The sequence below is a fragment of the Aquimarina macrocephali genome (assembly GCF_051627225.1).
Lineage (GTDB): Bacteria > Bacteroidota > Bacteroidia > Flavobacteriales > Flavobacteriaceae > Aquimarina > Aquimarina macrocephali.
Map to the genome: position 1 here is coordinate 3,148,231 of NZ_CP151795.1, position 16,937 is coordinate 3,165,167.

At 34.2% G+C, this 16,937-nt stretch carries 10 protein-coding genes; 3 read left to right on the plus strand and 7 right to left on the minus strand.

The window, feature by feature from the left end:
• The first annotated feature begins 207 nt into the window (after positions 1 to 207).
• The 3 genes from AAFU52_RS13595 to AAFU52_RS13605 all read left to right on the plus strand — a co-directional run bounded on the left by AAFU52_RS13595 (position 208) and on the right by AAFU52_RS13605 (position 6,156).
• A complete protein-coding gene (locus tag AAFU52_RS13595; protein WP_438422297.1) occupies positions 208 to 4,569 on the plus strand; it encodes a cellulase family glycosylhydrolase in 4,362 nt (1,453 codons plus the stop codon).
• Between the two features lie 539 nt (positions 4,570 to 5,108).
• Positions 5,109 to 5,537 (plus strand): Fur family transcriptional regulator, encoded by a 429-nt coding sequence (locus AAFU52_RS13600; protein ID WP_024772529.1) that lies wholly within the window; start codon positions 5,109 to 5,111, stop codon positions 5,535 to 5,537.
• Between the two features lie 10 nt (positions 5,538 to 5,547).
• Positions 5,548 to 6,156, plus strand: a complete 609-nt coding sequence (locus tag AAFU52_RS13605; RefSeq protein ID WP_024772530.1) for a methyltransferase domain-containing protein — start codon at positions 5,548 to 5,550, stop codon at positions 6,154 to 6,156.
• A 26-nt stretch (positions 6,157 to 6,182) separates the two neighbouring features.
• Here the strand turns inward: AAFU52_RS13605 and AAFU52_RS13610 are convergent, their stop codons facing one another.
• The 7 genes from AAFU52_RS13610 to AAFU52_RS13640 are packed head-to-tail and all read right to left on the minus strand — an operon-like array spanning position 6,183 to position 16,913.
• Complete coding sequence (locus tag AAFU52_RS13610) at positions 6,183 to 7,547, minus strand: MATE family efflux transporter (RefSeq protein ID WP_438422298.1); 1,365 nt, start codon at positions 7,545 to 7,547, stop codon at positions 6,183 to 6,185.
• A 2-nt stretch (positions 7,548 to 7,549) separates the two neighbouring features.
• Entirely contained in the window at positions 7,550 to 9,760 is a 2,211-nt protein-coding gene (locus AAFU52_RS13615) for a DUF5916 domain-containing protein (RefSeq protein ID WP_438422299.1), read from the minus strand.
• Positions 9,757 to 11,196: a DUF3526 domain-containing protein gene (locus tag AAFU52_RS13620; RefSeq protein WP_024772533.1), complete on the minus strand. Its 1,440-nt coding sequence runs from the start codon at positions 11,194 to 11,196 to the stop codon at positions 9,757 to 9,759. Before AAFU52_RS13620 ends, AAFU52_RS13615 begins: the two co-directional genes overlap by 4 nt.
• Positions 11,193 to 12,629 carry an ABC transporter permease gene (locus tag AAFU52_RS13625; protein WP_024772534.1) on the minus strand — a complete coding sequence of 479 codons (1,437 nt, stop codon included), beginning with the start codon at positions 12,627 to 12,629 and terminating at the stop codon, positions 11,193 to 11,195. The genes AAFU52_RS13620 and AAFU52_RS13625 overlap by 4 nt, the downstream gene beginning before the upstream one ends.
• A gap of 1 nt (position 12,630) precedes the next feature.
• Complete coding sequence (locus AAFU52_RS13630; RefSeq protein WP_438422300.1) at positions 12,631 to 13,329, minus strand: ABC transporter ATP-binding protein; 699 nt, start codon at positions 13,327 to 13,329, stop codon at positions 12,631 to 12,633.
• 7 nt (positions 13,330 to 13,336) lie between these two features.
• Complete coding sequence (locus tag AAFU52_RS13635; protein WP_438422301.1) at positions 13,337 to 14,521, minus strand: hypothetical protein; 1,185 nt, start codon at positions 14,519 to 14,521, stop codon at positions 13,337 to 13,339.
• A gap of 16 nt (positions 14,522 to 14,537) precedes the next feature.
• A complete protein-coding gene (locus tag AAFU52_RS13640) occupies positions 14,538 to 16,913 on the minus strand; it encodes a TonB-dependent receptor domain-containing protein (RefSeq protein WP_438422302.1) in 2,376 nt (791 codons plus the stop codon).
• Positions 16,914 to 16,937 lie beyond the last annotated feature (24 nt).

Consider the following 16,937-nt stretch of genomic DNA (forward strand, 5'->3'; position numbering starts at 1 on the left):
CTTCAACAACTTCTCCACTTGATCACATACTATTGGTTTAAAAGCATATTGGACAAAATCAAACATTATTTGGATAGTATTGAACATGGTAAAAACTAAAATTTGGTTGCTTTGGTTTTACTATAAGACGAACTGGTTTATAAAAATAAAATTCGCGAACAGTTTGCTTGTAGATAAAAATTAATCTTTTAACCAAAATTTTTAACCATGAAAAAATTATTTTCAAAAGTTTTTTTGTCAATGGTGTTGCTATTATTCTTTTTTGGGAATGGGTATACACAAACGATAACAAATGATGCAGTATCAACTAACGGCCAACTACAAGTTAAAGGCTTGAAATTATGTAACCAGTATGGCCACCCAATTCAATTAAGAGGAATGAGTACACATGGTATCCAATGGTATGGAAAATGTGTTACCGACTCTTCTTTAGATGTTTTAGCAAATGATTGGGATGCTGATATTCTTCGTATTTCTCTTTATGTTCAAGAGGGAGGGTATGAAACAGATCCTGCTGGTTTTACTGCCAAAGTTGCAAAGATGATTAATATGGCGACTGATCGAGGGATGTATGCTCTGGTAGATTGGCACCAGTTAACTCCAGGTGATCCAAATTTCAACACCGAAAAAGCAAAGACTTTTTTTACAGACATTGCTACTCAATTCAAAGACTACAATAATATCATTTATGATATATGTAATGAACCAAACAAATCGGGAAGTGAACAAAATGGAGGAGTTCCGTGGTCAAAGATTAAAAATTATGGGGATACCATTATTCCTGTAATTCGTGCCATTGATGCAGATGCACCAATATTAATAGGAACACATGGTTGGGCTTCCCTTGGTATATCAGACGGGAAAAGTGCTAAGGATATTGTAGATAATCCTTTAAATTTCCCAAATATCATGTACACCTTCCATTTTTATGCTGCATCACATCAAGATCTATATTATAATGAACTTGATTGGGCATCAGACAGGTTACCAATATTTGTGACAGAATTTGGTACACAAAATTATGCTGGTGAAGGCCCAAATGATTTTGTTATGACCCAGAAATATCTGGATTTATTACGTAGAAAAAAGATCAGTTGGACAAATTGGAATTATTCTGATGATTTTCGCACTGGTGCAGTATGGAACCAAGGAACATGCGCAAGCGGAAATTGGACAGATGCTAATCTAAAAGAAGCCGGAGCATGGATAAAAGACAAAATATTAAATCCTGCCGATGATTTTATCATTGACCCAGTAAGTCCTCCTGCTTCTCCTAGTAGTCTATCTGCAACGACCAACTCTAATAGTAAGATTAACTTAAGCTGGTTAGACAATTCGGATAATGAGAGTTTATTTAGTATAGAACGTTCTGCAGATGGCGCTAGTGGCTGGGTCTCTATTGCTACAACTACTGCAAATGTAACTTCATATTTTGATACAGGTCTTACACCAAATACAACATATTATTACAGGACAAGAGCTGAAAATTCTGGAGGAAATTCTTCATATTCTAATACCGCTAATGCCACAACTAAAAGCGAAACATCTATACCGCCACCATACGATTATACCGATAATGTTGCGCCATCAGTTAATCCCCCAGATAACTTAGCTGTATCAGATGTTCCTATGTTTGTATCTATAGGTTGGGATGATAACGCAATTTCAGGATATGGTGATTTCTACAAACCAGGAGGGATGAAATGGATACTTGATTTTCTTAAAACAAAAAAGAACCCTGAAGGAGTTGGTAATAAAAGAACCTATGATGGTGAACCTGCCTGGAATACTTTTCTAAGCACCTCAAACCCTATTGTCAATGGATCATGGGGAGAAGACCCCAGTTTGTCACGTAAAGCTTTGAGAAGAGCGATGATGGAAAAACATGAAGTAGGAAATCACACTCGTACACATTTGAAGAATTTAAATGGTAAGACCATGACAGAAACTCAGTGGTTTGAGGAAATCAATAATTGTACTGAAGATTTTAAGAAACCTTACCCAGAACAAGGTGTTGGTCTTACCCGATTATTTGGATTTAGAGCGCCACGTTATGAATTTAATAACAATACTTATAAAGTAATAAAAAAGCTTGGGATAATGTATGACTGCAGTGGTTACAGTGGCAGTACAGAACATACAGTAGGTGATGGGAAGGATTATTACTGGCCTTATACCTTGGATAATGGTCTACCAGGAAAAAGCTCTATTAATAGTCATCCTGGGATATGGAGAATGCCCAAACATGGCCTTATAGATACTGATGGTGTGAGATATTCATCCACGGACTATACATTATTGAAAAATGGCTGGAAGGCTGACCAGTTTTTGCGAGCTTTAAAGCATACACTTGATTTGCGAATGAAAGGAAACAGGTCTCCAATGATATTTGGAGGGCATACCGAAATCTATGCAGATAATTCTACTTTTGTTGCGGCCAATCAAATAACACCAGCAGAAAGAAGAAAAGTTATTGAAGACTTTTTGAACTATGCCTTAACCTTTCCAGAAGTTAGAATTGTTAGTACCAAGCAAATCCTTGATTGGGTGCGCGACCCGGTAGCATTAACTGATGTGTCAAACAATTATGACCCACCTAATAATAGCCAAATAGAGACTATTGATGCACCTGTAGCACCAGGTAGTTTATCAGCAACGTCTAATTCTAATAATCAGATTAATATCACATGGGCAGATAATTCCAGCAATGAAGATGAATTTGAGGTGGAGCGCTCTGCAGATAGTACTAGTGGTTGGGTTTCGATAGCAAATGTTTCAGCAAATATGACCAACTATTTAGATGCTGGTTTAACTGCAAACACCACCTATTATTACAGGGTAAAGGCCAAGAATACTGGAGGAAGTTCTGAATATTCTAATATCGCTAATGCAACTACTCTTAGCGATGGTACTGCTCCTGAAGCACCAACCAGTCTAGTTATAACTACTACTACTATAAGTACTCAGATTGATTTGGGTTGGACTGATAATGCTAATAATGAAGACTTATTTAGAATAGAACGTTCTGCAAATGGCACTAGTGGTTGGACATCTGTTGGGACCACTACTATAAATACAAGTTCATATGCTGATACAGGCCTCACATCTAATACTACCTATTACTATAGAGTAAGAGCCGAAAATACTATAGGAAACTCTGCCTATTCTAATACAGTTAATGTAACGACCACAGCAGGAAATATAGCTCTTGGTAAAACAGCCACTGCGTCATCTTTAGAAACATCAAGTTTTCCAGCTTCTTTTGCAGTTGATGGCAAAGATACGACACGTTGGGCTTCTAAAGAAAAGGTTGATCCTCAATGGATTTCTATTGACCTAGGAGGAGCAGTCAATATTGATCGGGTAGTTCTAAATTGGGAAACCGCCTATGCAAAAGCCTATCGTATTGAAGTTTCAAACGATGGTATAGCATGGACATCTATATATTCTACATCGACTGGGAATGGTAAGATAGACGGTTTGAATATTTCTGGAACAGGACGATATATCAGAATGTACGGCACAGCAAGAGGAACTGCCTATGGGTATTCATTATATGAATTTGAAGTTTATGGTACTATTGGGGAAGGAACTGGTCCTGAAGCACCAAGTTCTTTATCAGCTACCGCAGCTTCAAAAAACCAGATTGATTTAAGTTGGACTGATAATGCTAACAATGAAGATTCATTTAGAATTGAACGCTCTGCAAATGGCACTAGCGGTTGGGCATCTGTTGCTACGACTACTATAAATGCAACTTCATACTCAAATGTAGGCCTTATGGCTAATACAACTTACTATTATAGAGTAAGAGCCGAGAATAAGACTGGTAATTCCTCGTATTCAAATACTGTTAATGCAGCTACTCCACCTAGTGGAATCCCACCTTTAGAGAATATAGCTCTTAATAAAACAACTAGTGCCTCATCTTTAGAAACATCAAGTTTTCCAGCTTCTTTTGCAGTTGATGGTAGCAATACTACACGTTGGGCTTCATTAGAAAAGGTTGATCCACAGTGGGTTTCTATTGATTTGGGGGCAATTGCCAATATTGAGCGTGTAGTTCTACATTGGGAAGCAGCCTATGCTAAAGTTTATCGCATTGAAGTTTCAAATGACGCCTCAGCATGGACGTCTATATATTCTACATCGAGTGGTGATGGAGTAGTAGATGACTTAAATATCTCAGGAACAGGAAGATATATTAGGATGTATGGAACAGCTAGAGGAACTACCTATGGATATTCATTATATGAATTTGAAGTTTATGGAATTTTTGCAAATAGAGCACTTAATACTATAGAACCATTAAGCGGTATTGATGTAAAAGCATATCCAAATCCTTTTACAAATAATATAGATTATGCATTTGATCTAGAAGAAAGAACTCATGTAACTTTGAAATTATTTTCCTTAAAGGGAGCAGAGATCGATGTAGTAATTGACAAAGTTCTACCAGCAGGAAATCACATTGTTAAATATGATGGTACTTCGTTAAGTAGTGGTATTTATATATATAGAATGCAACTAGATAAAGGTAAGTCCATTTATAACTATTTGATCAAATAATCCCATCAAATACTCATCTCAAATAGTTATTAAGAAAGCTGTCCACTCCTCAATGAGACAGCTTTCTTTAATAAAATCGAAATTCATGAATTATCATTACTTATGAATTGAATTTTGAGATTATGTAAAAGGAGGAGTTTTTTACTGTAGCTGATAATCTTATGATTAGATTGATGTTTTCTTCTAAAGCATAGAAAAATAACATAAAAGCAGGATCTTTATTTTTAACAATTTTTAATCCTTACTCACCAAATATTTGCTGTTCTAGCTGTGCAGGTGTGTCTAGCTACAATAAAATTAGTAGAACCTAATGTAAACCCTAGTCTGTGTGTCGCAATAGTATTGGCTATTATATTTGTATTGGGGGGCTATTTTGTAGCAAATTCAAACTGCAATAAATTTGTTAATATCAAGGTTTTAGTATACTGTTTTTTATAAAATAAGTATATTTGAAATAGGGATAAAAACAAAAAAAGGACTAAGGAATAATAGAATATTATATTCTTTATTTTTTTAGTCTATTGGAATTTTAATTATTCATGAATACACAAAAATATATAGAAGAGTTACTTAAGTCACATACTTTAAAAAAGACTTCTGTTCGAATAGAAATGCTCAAAATATTTCTGAATTATAATTATGCATTATCTGCAAAAGAAATAATTTCTCATATGAAGATAAGTCATGATCGGGTAACAATATATCGAACTTTAAATTCTTTTGAAGAGCATGGAATATTACATAAAGCTTCAGAAGATAGTCATGGTATTAGATATGCGTTATGTAGTCATGAATGCCCCGAAGAAGTACATACAGATGAACATGTTCATCTTATCTGTGAGAAATGTTCACATACATATTGTCTGGAAGATATTAAAATTCCAAAAATTGAAGTTTTGGAAAAATTCTTAGCACAAAAAATAAACTATACGATTAATGGTATTTGTAATGCATGTCTCTCCAACTAAAAAATAATGAATGAATAATTCTTGGAACACTCATTACCATTATTTTGATCAGAAAAAACACCCTCCTGCGGCTACTTTGTGTAATGCGATAGCTCTTTCTCGAAAAGTACAAATTAGTCAACAAGATAAACTAGCCATTGATTTGGGTTGTGGGAATGGTGTAGATACTTTTGCTCTTCTTCAAGATAAGTGGAACGTACTTGCAGTTGATAAACAAAATGAAGCTTTGTCGAGAATTAAAGAAAATACTCCGGATACATATCAGGAACAACTTCAACTTAGTTTAAATTCTTTTGAAAATATAGAAGAGCTTCCTAATTGTCAACTCATTAATGCTACTTTTAGTTTACCATTTTGTCACCCTGATCATTTTGACAAATTGTGGAATATCATTACTTCTTCAATAACTAAAAAAGGAATTTTCAGTGGGCATTTTTTTGGCATTAATGATTCTTGGAATTCTAATCTCGAAATGACCTTTCATACTCAAAAACAGATAACAGAATTGTTTAACCGTTTTGATATTGAATATTATAATGAAATAGAAAAGCAAGGCAAAACAATATCTGGAAAAGAAAAATATTGGCATGTATTCCATATAGTAGCTCAAAAAAAGTAAGCTATACCATTTACCATTTGAATTCACTATTTCTGAAACACAATTTTTTCAGAAGTTGAACTCAACAGTTTTTTAAGTTCAATCGAAGATACTACCCATAATAGTAATGCATAGATTATATTTTCTATAATAAGAGTATAATATATTCCATTAATACCAAAAATTTTAGGAAAAAACCAGATTAGTGGTAGAAACAGAACGATTTGTCGGCTTATCGGAAATATACTGGCAAGTTTTCCTTTTCCTATGGCTTGAAAAAAAATAATACTACTTGAGGCAATAGGTAATAGAAATAATACGGCCAAAATACTTCTTAGATTAAAAATTTCTTGTGTATCTAAAACCATATCCGGAAGCATCAATCGAATACAATATTCAGGAAAAATCAATACAGGAATCATAAACATAAGTATAAAGGAAACACCTCCTATTCTAAATATCTTTATCGCTTCTATACATCTTGATATATTAGATGCTCCATAGTTGATTCCTATTATGGGTTGCATTGGTTGTAATAAACCTAATACAGGTATTGCCAAAAATGAAAATAATCTAAATGCAGCACTAAAAAAAGCAATATCATGAGGAGTACCATACCATGCTAAAGTTCTAAATAAAAAAAACTGTTTTATAACATTAGACAATTGCATAACAAAAGCAGATGTACCTACGTTAATCACATCTTTTATGATATTTTTTTCAATTTTGATACTAAATTTCCCTGTACTAAAAGATGCTTTTCCATTAACAAAATAAAGCGAAGTTGCTATCGCATATATGAACATGGATATGATACTACTCCAGGCGGCACCAGCAATATCCATAGAAAAAGTGTGAATAAATAGAGGGGTTAATGCGATGTTTAGTAGTACAGATAGTACAGTAAATGTCATTGCTTGTTTAATCTTACCTTCGGATCTAATCAGTCCATTGGCAGAAAGACCATAAATACTAAAAAAAGCCCCAAGAATAGATATTTTAAAATATGAGATACCATACTCTAGCATAGCGCCGGTAGCTCCCATAAAAGTTACCAATTCTTCAGAAAAAAGTATCCCTACAATCATTAATATCAGCGAACTAATAAGAGAAAGCGCAATCATATTTGGAATTACTTTTTGTTGTTTTTCTGTATCACTGGCACCAATAGCTCTGCTCAAAACTGAAGACGACCCAGCGGCAATAAAAACAGTAACACTGGTAATAACCAAGGTGAGAGGAAATAATAAAGAAATCCCTGCAAATGCTTCTGTTCCTATGAAATGACTCACATATACAGCATCTACCAGAGAATTGATAGAGATAACCATCATTCCTAATATACCTGGTAAAGAAAGTTTAATCATTAATTTCCAGAGATTATCTTTTAATATATCCGGCTGTTTTTTCACATTTAAAATTGTTTCAAAAAAGTAATTTTACTAATGAACTGTTGATTTCTCTGTATGGGGTCTAGAGATGATTTTATTTGAGAATCGTTAAACACCAGATAAATAAAAGATAAAGGCATGTATTCCCAGCTAAATCTTGCATTCCATCTTCCTTGCTTATTAAATGAATTATACTGATAAAAGGTAGATAATTGCATTCGGGGGGAGAGTGCAAGACGAAGGCTGGCAGAATATAAATCGGTTTCTAAACTTTCTTTTTGTAGACCTATCTTCCTAAGATTATTATGCTCATAATCTGCGGTTAAGGCAATATGTGGTAAAGGAGCATATCGCATACCAGCCGTAATTGTATTTCTATGGCCATTATAGAAACCTCCCCATTCGTATTTGAAAGAAGCAGATAATTTTCTTGATCTATCAGAGTTGTATCGTACAAACTGTCGAGTATAGAAATATCTTTTTTCTTCAATTGATATTCCTAAAGGATTAAAATCAAAATTTATATTTTGCCAGGAAGGTGTAACAGAGTATTCTACAAAACTGTTATCTTTAAAAAAGATGTATACAGGAAAAAGATACAAGCTTGCCTGTTGAAACTTTTCAGGATTTTGAAAATCATGATAATAACTGGCAAAAAAACCAGGGTCCCAACGACGAATCCAAGGAAGTTTTTTTGGCCTAACAATAAAATACCCACCTGGATTATGCTTTATCACATCATTCTGAAAAACAAAACCTGTTCCGGGATTATAATCTTTGCTAACAAAATCTGTAGACCACCCCCAGTACATCTTATTGCTTCGATATCCTGAAAAAACGCTTCCTGCTTGTCCCCATTTACTTGCTTTATCATCATATGAAGACGAAACGAGATAAGAAATTGTCCATTTGTTTTTTATTCGTATCAGACCATCAACCGTTGCAGTTGTATTGTTATTCTCATCTGTACCTAATGCTTTGCTATTTTCATCTAAACGATGATTGATCATAACGCCCACATTATTTTCTTTTCCATAATTCTGTAGATACCGAAATACCCCGAAATTTGCGTTGGGGGTATTATCCGTTTTTCTTTGATGAATATATAATCCAGCCAGAGTGCGCTTATCATTTCTATCTGTAAAACGTGTTCCAACATCGATTGGAGCGGGAATGGCATTAAATTTCCCTTCGAGCCCTATTTTTCTACTAAAAAAAGGACGAATTAAATTACTGGAAGCTCCAGCCCAGATTCCCGAATTTTCTAAAAAAAATTGCCTTCGCTCTGGGAAAAAAATATTAAACCGACCAAGATTATTAACAGCTCTATCTACATCTGCTTGAGCAAAATCGGTATTAACAGTTACATCCAAAACAGATCGTGAACTTATAGCCCATTTTGCATCACCTCCAAATTTTATTTTACCTTCAGAGTTTTTCTCTCCTTTGTTATTGGTAGTAGTATATTGATATAACGAATAAGGTTCTACGCGAAGATTAACACCCGAATTGGGAAGTTCTAATCCTTTTAATTGTGCGGCATATGTCATTCTGTAGGGAGAAAAAGATTGAGGAATAGCAGGGAAAACGGTTCGTTCATAGTCTCTTCTTGCTAATCTGCTAAACGTAATTCCCCAGGTAATATCTTCTTCTTTTTTTTGTGTATCATATCGAATAGAAGTAAAAGGTATCGCAAACTCTGCATAATACCCTATATCGGTTCTATGAGTACGTACAGACCAAAGTGCATTCCAGTCATTATCGGTACTATTATCATTAAAATTCTGTAAATCTCGTTGATTACCATACGGAGTTGTCTGAAAAGAAACACAGTATTGTTTGAGATTTTGAGGATCTAATTGTATGCTAAAAATATCATTTTCACCATCACTAAAATCTCTTCTTAAATCTTGTACACGAACTCCTTTTTTTCCTAATGAATCTTCACAAAACACTCCTACGTATAACTGTTTCTCATCAAATAAAACACGTACTTCGGTTTTATAAGTATAAGCTCCTCCCTGTCGGGGTTCCATTCTAAAAAAATCTTTAGTAACAGGAGCTTCCTGCCAATCAGACTCATTTAGTTTCCCATCGATTTTTATGGAACCCTTAACACGTTTTGCAAAAACTTCGGGAGGGTCACTAGGGGGTGGAAAATTTTGATTTGTATGTTGTGCAATACCGATCATATGTTGCATAATAATTACTATGACACAAAGTGAATTTCTCATATTCTCTTTTTTTTCATTATTATAAAGCCTATCACAAAAAACAAAATCATTGCGATACTAACCTTTGCTATTCCTAATAAAATAAGAGTGCTCCATTTTACCTCATCTCTTTGTATGGTAAAAGATGGTAATCGAGAATAATCTTCAGGTTGTATAGGTTTATCCCAAAATAGTTTCTGGAAATAGAAATCTGAAATATTGCGATGAAATAACTCAATAGAAGTATGAAACTGGTGAAAGGTATTAAGATCTGTTTTGGCAATGTGAATAAATACTCCTTGCATATTTACCGCGGGATTTATCCAATGTAAATCCGAGGTCCATTGATTTCTTTGATATATTTGATTGTTATAGTGATCTACATCCTCTTTGCTATGCATATCTTTTAGTGATGTTAATGCGGCATATGCTTTTGCCAGTGTATTATTATGCATTAGACTATCAGAATCCTTAAGATGTGGGTTATGTGCCAAAAATTCGGTGATGACTTCTTTTGCTTCATTTTCATCTTCCTCATTTTCCAGGCTTGTTCTACGGGTGATTTCTGCAAGTGATGTACTGTTTGTAGGGTATTTAGCAGTTATCCAAACATTGAGTACCGCAGGTATTATGATAAGGAATAGTAGCCATACTCCAGCCGCACTTATAGCAGTAAAGGATGAATTCATTTTAAAACTTACGATACAAAACAATATCGCAAACCAGAATGCAGAATAGACAATGACTCCCAGTAACCAAAAAAGAGTTGCCAATCTATTTTCTGAAATCATAATATTACCCGAAGTAGTAAGTCCAATAAAAGAAATGAGTAGCGCTAATCCCGTGATGAGACAGAAATAAAAAACTAATCGTATTATAATGATTTTTCTAATACTTACTGTTTGAATATGTAATAAAGGTAATACTCCACTTTCTTTTTCTCCTGAATATAAGTCATAAGAAAAGGCTATAATTAATAGCGGAAAGAGGTAAATTAGAACAAATGACAAATCAAAATTACCAACATATAGCTTTACGGGATTTGCTATCTCATTTTCAAAGAGCTGATAGTGTAAACTCATTCCTGTAAGACGATAATAAAATGGATGTAAATCACATTGTCCAATTGCTAAAGCAGCATAATCATGCGGATGTAAAATGGCATGGTATCCATGTCTATGCCATGCGTAAGCTGGATCGGATGCAATTGTTAGTTTCTTTTTTTGTGTTACAGAAGCCAACTCTTCTTTAAAACTTGCCTGATATTGATGAAATTCTGTTTTTTCAATTTCTATAACATCTTTAATAGTTTCTCGCTGTACCTTAATCTCTGATTGCCCATAATAGATTGCATAAAGCCCTAATAAAAAAGTGCACCCCAGCATTACTATTTGGAAAATATTTCGAGTAAAAGAAACCCACTCAAAACGTAATAATGTTATGGTTACTCTATTCATAATACTGGTTTGATTTTACGGGATGAATATCCTAGAAGGAAAAAAATGAGAATTGCCCAACAACATAATGACAGTAGTTCTATTCGATATAGTAGTAGTATCTTATACACTGGCATTGTTTTATAACGAAAACCGTTGACTGTTTTCCATAAATTTTTACTTGCTTTATATTCATAAAACTCTCCATACCTGGAGTTTTGAGCCATATCATGATTCATTTTCCGGATTAATTCTCTGCGGTACTTTTCTGTTGTTTTCTGAAAATGAATAGAAGTATGGAGATCTGTGGCTGTAAGCCCCATAGATACATTACGTATAGACAAATATGGAGTGATAAAACTTGATAGACTGCTGATACGGTTTTGTTTATCGAAAATTTTTATTAATCTTTTCCAATGTATATCATATACCTTGTTTCCATAATCCTCTCCCACTTGCATACGTATTCCTTCAAAATTTAATGGTAATTTGTGAATTGAATCTACTTTATACTCCTGGAGATATTTCTTTTTTAATTGCTCCTCTCGAGTAGTTTTTGGAGTTTTACCGTCTAAACCATTTCTAATATCTTTTTGGATAGCTTCTCTATAAATTTTCATAGAGGGTAGAGGGTAGAGACTTTCTCCTAAATTAGCCGTTGTTTTTGGGATAATAATGGTAAAAAGAATCCAGCAGGTTAGTAAAGTAAGTAATGCATTTCTCCCCGTTGATGATTGAATAGAAACCCATACTGAAAAAGAAACAAAAATCAGCAAGTACAATGCATATATAAGTATCAAAAACAGTACACGTAGCCAGGGATCGGGAATACTGTCCGAAGTTGTTATTCCCGTAGATAGAATAATCGCTAAGGCAAAAAATGGGAATACTATAGCAAAAAGAATACTTAAATATGCTAGTATTTTCCCCCAAATAATTGGAGTGTAAGAAACTCCCTGACTTACCAATAACTTAAGAGTTCCGTTTTCTCTTTCTTCTGTAAATGCAGGAAATGCCAAAAATATAATGAGCAAAGGAATTAGTACTTGTAATACCAATGAAGCACTAAGTTCTCCAAACCGAATCATACTGCTGTGATCTTGTGCCGGACGAAACATAAACTCATGCTGATAATGCGCCTCCAGATATACCGAAGTCCCTGTAAAAGTATCCAGCCCAAAATCAAATAGGCTTAAAATGGTTTTTGGTTTAAATACAAAAGTCCCATAGTGTGCGGCTATGTGCGGATGTTTGTCCCCTTGTTCTAACCATTCTTTTCTGCTTTTTTCTTGTGCATTTTCTACTACGGTTTGTTGTTGTGTGTATGCTATATATCCTGCATATAAGGCTACACTAAGCAATCCCATGATGACAATTGCCAGAGCTGCGATCAATTTCTGCCGTAATGCAATTTGTATTTCTTTTTTAGCAATCAGGAATACTGGATTCTTCATTTTAATTGTGCATATGTTTTAAGTACAATTTTTCAAGATCCTGGAAACTAACATCTTTAGATTCAAATTTTTCTAATAACATACCTTCTTTCATAATGCCAATATGTGTACCAGTGTCTTTTGCTCTAAAAAGGTCATGTGTTGCCATTAATGTAGTAACTCCTTTTTCTTTCATGTTCAATAGCAATTCAGAAAACTCGTTACTGGCTTTGGGATCAAGTCCAGACGTAGGTTCATCCAGCAATAATACTTTTGCTCCTCGTGCTCTTGCCAAAGCAATACCTACCTTTTGACGCATTCCTTTCGAATAACTACTTACCCTTTTGTGTATAAAATCTATTTGTAAACCTGATTGTTCTAATAGTTCTTCCAGCTCACCTTTGCTTTGATTTCCTCCTCCTAATCCACAAAAAAAGCGCAAATTTTCTAGCCCGCTAAGGTTTTTGTATAGCATTAGGTTTTCAGGAATATAGGATAGTAGTTGTTTGGTTTCCTTATGCTTGGAGACATCCATATTATTGATCATTGCTTTGCCATGAGTGGCATCTATAAAATTTAAAAATAAATTAATGGTAGTAGATTTTCCTGCTCCATTTGCTCCCAACAGGCAAAAAATTTCACCTTCTTTTATGGTAAGATTTAAAGATTTTAGAGCGATGAAATCTCCAAATTTTTTTGTTAAATCAACTGCTTCAAGCATTTTTATATTATTTTAATGAGATCAATCCCGTTATATAGCCACTATTACTTTTCATTTTTCTCGAAACGGTACCAGAGCTAATTTCAAAACTGTATAAAGCATCTTCTTCTGTACCCGCAATGGCAAAAAGAACTTCTTCTTCGGAAACTTGTTTCATAAATGATGTACGAGATGCTGCAAAAGTATTAGGCAAAGAGGCTTCTAAATCTCCTAAATCGGTAGTGTTGGAAAGATTAATTTTACGATACCTAAAAGCTGGATTGGCTCCGTCTGTACCAAAAAAATTGTCATCATTTTCAGAAATAGTAGTACATGCCACTCCGTTACCAAAATGATATAACCCAAAACATGTTTTACCAGTGGCAGCTTTCAGATCAAAAAAGTAATCTTTATCAAATTCTGTTTCTCCTGCTTTGATTCTAAGAACACCGCTTGGTTTATCACTAAACAACCCTGAAGCTTGGATGTAAATATCTCCTTGAGCGTCTGCTGTCATAATTTCAGAAGTAAGCGTATTGAAAAGTGTGGCTGTACGATCATCTGTTATAATTTTGCTTAAGGAGTTTGTGTTTAAATCTACTACGGCAATCTTGGCAATACCTGATCCTCCAAAATCATTAAGAGTGATAAATAGATAGGTGTCTCTTATAATCATATCAGAGTAAAAAAGACCATCGCCAGCATCTTTTAGATTTATTTCTCCCGTAATTCTCATAGTAGTTGGGTTAAATTGAATAACCTTGGATATTCCGCCTCCAACTGTTGCATAGCCAGTAGTTTCATTAAGAATCTCGAGAGAAGAAAAAGAATTAGATCCTGGAATTATTATTTCTTGATCTAAAATAGCTTTCCCCGTTTTATCAAACACAAATTTTTTCATAGTTGCTGGAGCACCAAAACCTGCCGTAAACATTGATTTTCCATCAGAGTATATAGAAGAGAATTGGCCTACTTCTGTACTACTGCTATTGTCTATAGAAGAGTTATTTAGGTTTGTAAGACCTTGTATGAATGTGGTCTTTACATCTCCTGCACCTGATACTATAGCCAATCCATGATTTATTTTTACTGTCGTCTCTTCTGGAGGAATAGAATTATCGTCGCTTTTACATCCTGATAGTATACTTATTGTTGTAAAAATAAATCCTGTAAAAAGTATGTGTGCTGCTTTTTTTAATGTGTTCGTTTTCATTACTCTAGTTTTTGTATTATGATTTAAATAGTGAGGTTTTTAATTTAAGATGCCATGATCTTCCTGGTTTTTGAACTCCAAAATTATCATAGGCCTGTTGATCAAATATGTTGTGAGTTTCGAGAGTTATAGTATATTGCTTATGCCTTCCTGTATATGCAATTCCTATATTATGAAGCCATTGAGTTGGGATGACCAGTTTGTCTTCTTTTCGTCCATCGACCTCCCAGTATCGAAAAAATTCTTCTACATATCGGGTGGACCACCAGAATTGTAAGCGGTCATTATTCTTAATAAAACTGTTTTTAGTGATTTGAATTTCTCCGTTTCCGAATAGATATGGTTTGTTAGGTAGGCGAGCTCCAAAATAGCGATCATTAGATACTCCCGAATTTTCTTTTTTGGATCTGTTTCTCAAATCCTGATAAGTACCATTTAGTGTAATGTTTATCCAGGATAATGGTTGTATACTAACTTCACCTTCGATTCCTAGAATTCTCGTTTTTAGTAAATTTTGGTAAGTACTCAAAACGGGAGGAGGAACCGCTTGAAGTATAATAATATTTTCTATTTCCCTAAAAAAGCCATTGGCTTCTATGCTCCATGTTTCTTTTTTAAGATTCCCACCAAGATTAATATTATGACTTCTTTCGGGTTTTAAATTGGGATTGGCTGCTACAGCAATACTAAAATCTCCTAAAGTTTCAATTCTGTCGGGTAATCTTGTGGCATATTCATATGATAATTTACTTAATACGTTGTGACCAAATTTCCAGGAAAAAGATTGGCTTGCTCCAAATTCTGTCTTTTGCTGTTCTATCTCATCGACTTCATTATTGTTAATTTCAAAACCTTTTGCGGTATAGTGATATAATTTTATAGCGCTATGGCTTGTTATTTTTTTATCGAGAAAGTTTTTTTCTACACCTATACCGCTAGTAGCTTTATAGATATGTACAGGGTTTTTATAGTAGTCTTGCCCATAAAATGCGGCTGCAACCGGATCTTCTCCTGATCTTTTAAAGAAAGAAGTCACACCGTTAAAGAGAAATCGGGTGGTAGTATTAGCGTTATAGTTAAGGTTAATTCTTCCTGAAATATTATCTCCGTTAAGTTTTAATTTATTTTGAGAAGGTGTAATCTCACCTCCAGATGTTCTCTGTCCAATAACTTCTCCTCTCCAATTATAGATATTAAGTGTTGTGTCGTTAAAATCGGTAATGATTCTATTATATCCTATGTATAAATTGGCATCAAGGTTCCTTAAGAGGTCTTTTTTTTCATATTGTAATGCAGTATTATGTGCAGATACTTTGTTAAGTGCTTCCCCATACGGTTGCCTCATTTCGAAATTATGTTGAATCTCATCATATAGATTTGCATAAGAAAAATTAAGAGTTATTTGATCCGCCCAAGGTTTATCTATTAACCCTATATCTCCCTTAATCATATAACTTCTAAAGGCATCATGAAACTTCTTTGCAGAAATTGATTCTGGATTACCTTGTTCATTAATAAGGTTTACATCATGTAATGTGTAATTATTGTCTGAATAGGTGTAAAAGCCTGTCAATCCAGCTGTTAGCCCAGAGGGCATTACTTTTCTTGCATTTACTGTAGTCTTATATGTATTAAATGAGCTGTATGCTGCTGATACTTCAAGAAAATCAAACTTTTCTTTTCTTGTCACTATGTTAATAGCACCTCCTAGTGCATCTGCTCCCATACTCACAGGAACGGCTCCTTTATATACTTCCATTCGTTTAATAAGATTAACAGGAAGCATAGCCAGAGAAGGACCTATTCCTAACTCTTCTACGGGTAGTAAAAAATCCATGGGAACCCCATTTACAAATAGTTTTATTTGCCTGCCACTTAATCCTTGAATAGAGATTTCTGTAGCATTTCCAACTCCTCCGCTTTGTCTTATTTGTACTCCGGGGACTGTACTTAAAAGATCAGATGTAGTGACAGATCTGTTATTAAGTTTTTTGGCTTCTATAACAGATACTGTTGTTGTACTATTTCTAATTTTTGTTGCTTCAGATGTACTCAATACTGTTACTTCACTTAATTCATCAAGTTGTTTATCAAGGCGAATTGTTATTTTTATTTCGGGTTGATTTTTAAGTAGTGTTATCGTTTTTTGCTGTGTTTGATATCCTATATGTGAAATTACAATTTGATGGTCTGAGAATGTTAAGTGCTCTATTCTAAAAACCCCAGAATTATCGGTTACCGTACTTTTGTTTGTTTCAGAAATATATATATGGGCACCAGATAAAGGGGTTCCTTTTTCGTTGGTTACGGTACCAGAAATTACTCCTTCTTGACTTAAAGAAACTTGCGGGATTAATAAAAAAACAAATATAAAATATGAGATATATTGCATATATAAGGAGTAAACTATTTTTTG

Bases quoted from the DNA above. Each gene is read 5' to 3' on its own strand.
- AAFU52_RS13605 (WP_024772530.1), top strand. From the start codon at position 5,548: ATGAATAATTCTTGGAACACTCATTACCATTATTTTGATCAGAAAAAA.
- AAFU52_RS13600 (WP_024772529.1), top strand. From the start codon at position 5,109: ATGAATACACAAAAATATATAGAAGAGTTACTTAAGTCACATACTTTA.
- AAFU52_RS13615 (WP_438422299.1), bottom strand. From the start codon at position 9,760: ATGAGAAATTCACTTTGTGTCATAGTAATTATTATGCAACATATGATC.
- AAFU52_RS13620 (WP_024772533.1), bottom strand. From the start codon at position 11,196: ATGAATAGAGTAACCATAACATTATTACGTTTTGAGTGGGTTTCTTTT.
- AAFU52_RS13640 (WP_438422302.1), bottom strand. From the start codon at position 16,913: ATGCAATATATCTCATATTTTATATTTGTTTTTTTATTAATCCCGCAA.
- AAFU52_RS13635 (WP_438422301.1), bottom strand. From the start codon at position 14,521: ATGAAAACGAACACATTAAAAAAAGCAGCACACATACTTTTTACAGGA.
- AAFU52_RS13625 (WP_024772534.1), bottom strand. From the start codon at position 12,629: ATGAAGAATCCAGTATTCCTGATTGCTAAAAAAGAAATACAAATTGCA.
- AAFU52_RS13595 (WP_438422297.1), top strand. From the start codon at position 208: ATGAAAAAATTATTTTCAAAAGTTTTTTTGTCAATGGTGTTGCTATTA.
- AAFU52_RS13630 (WP_438422300.1), bottom strand. From the start codon at position 13,329: ATGCTTGAAGCAGTTGATTTAACAAAAAAATTTGGAGATTTCATCGCT.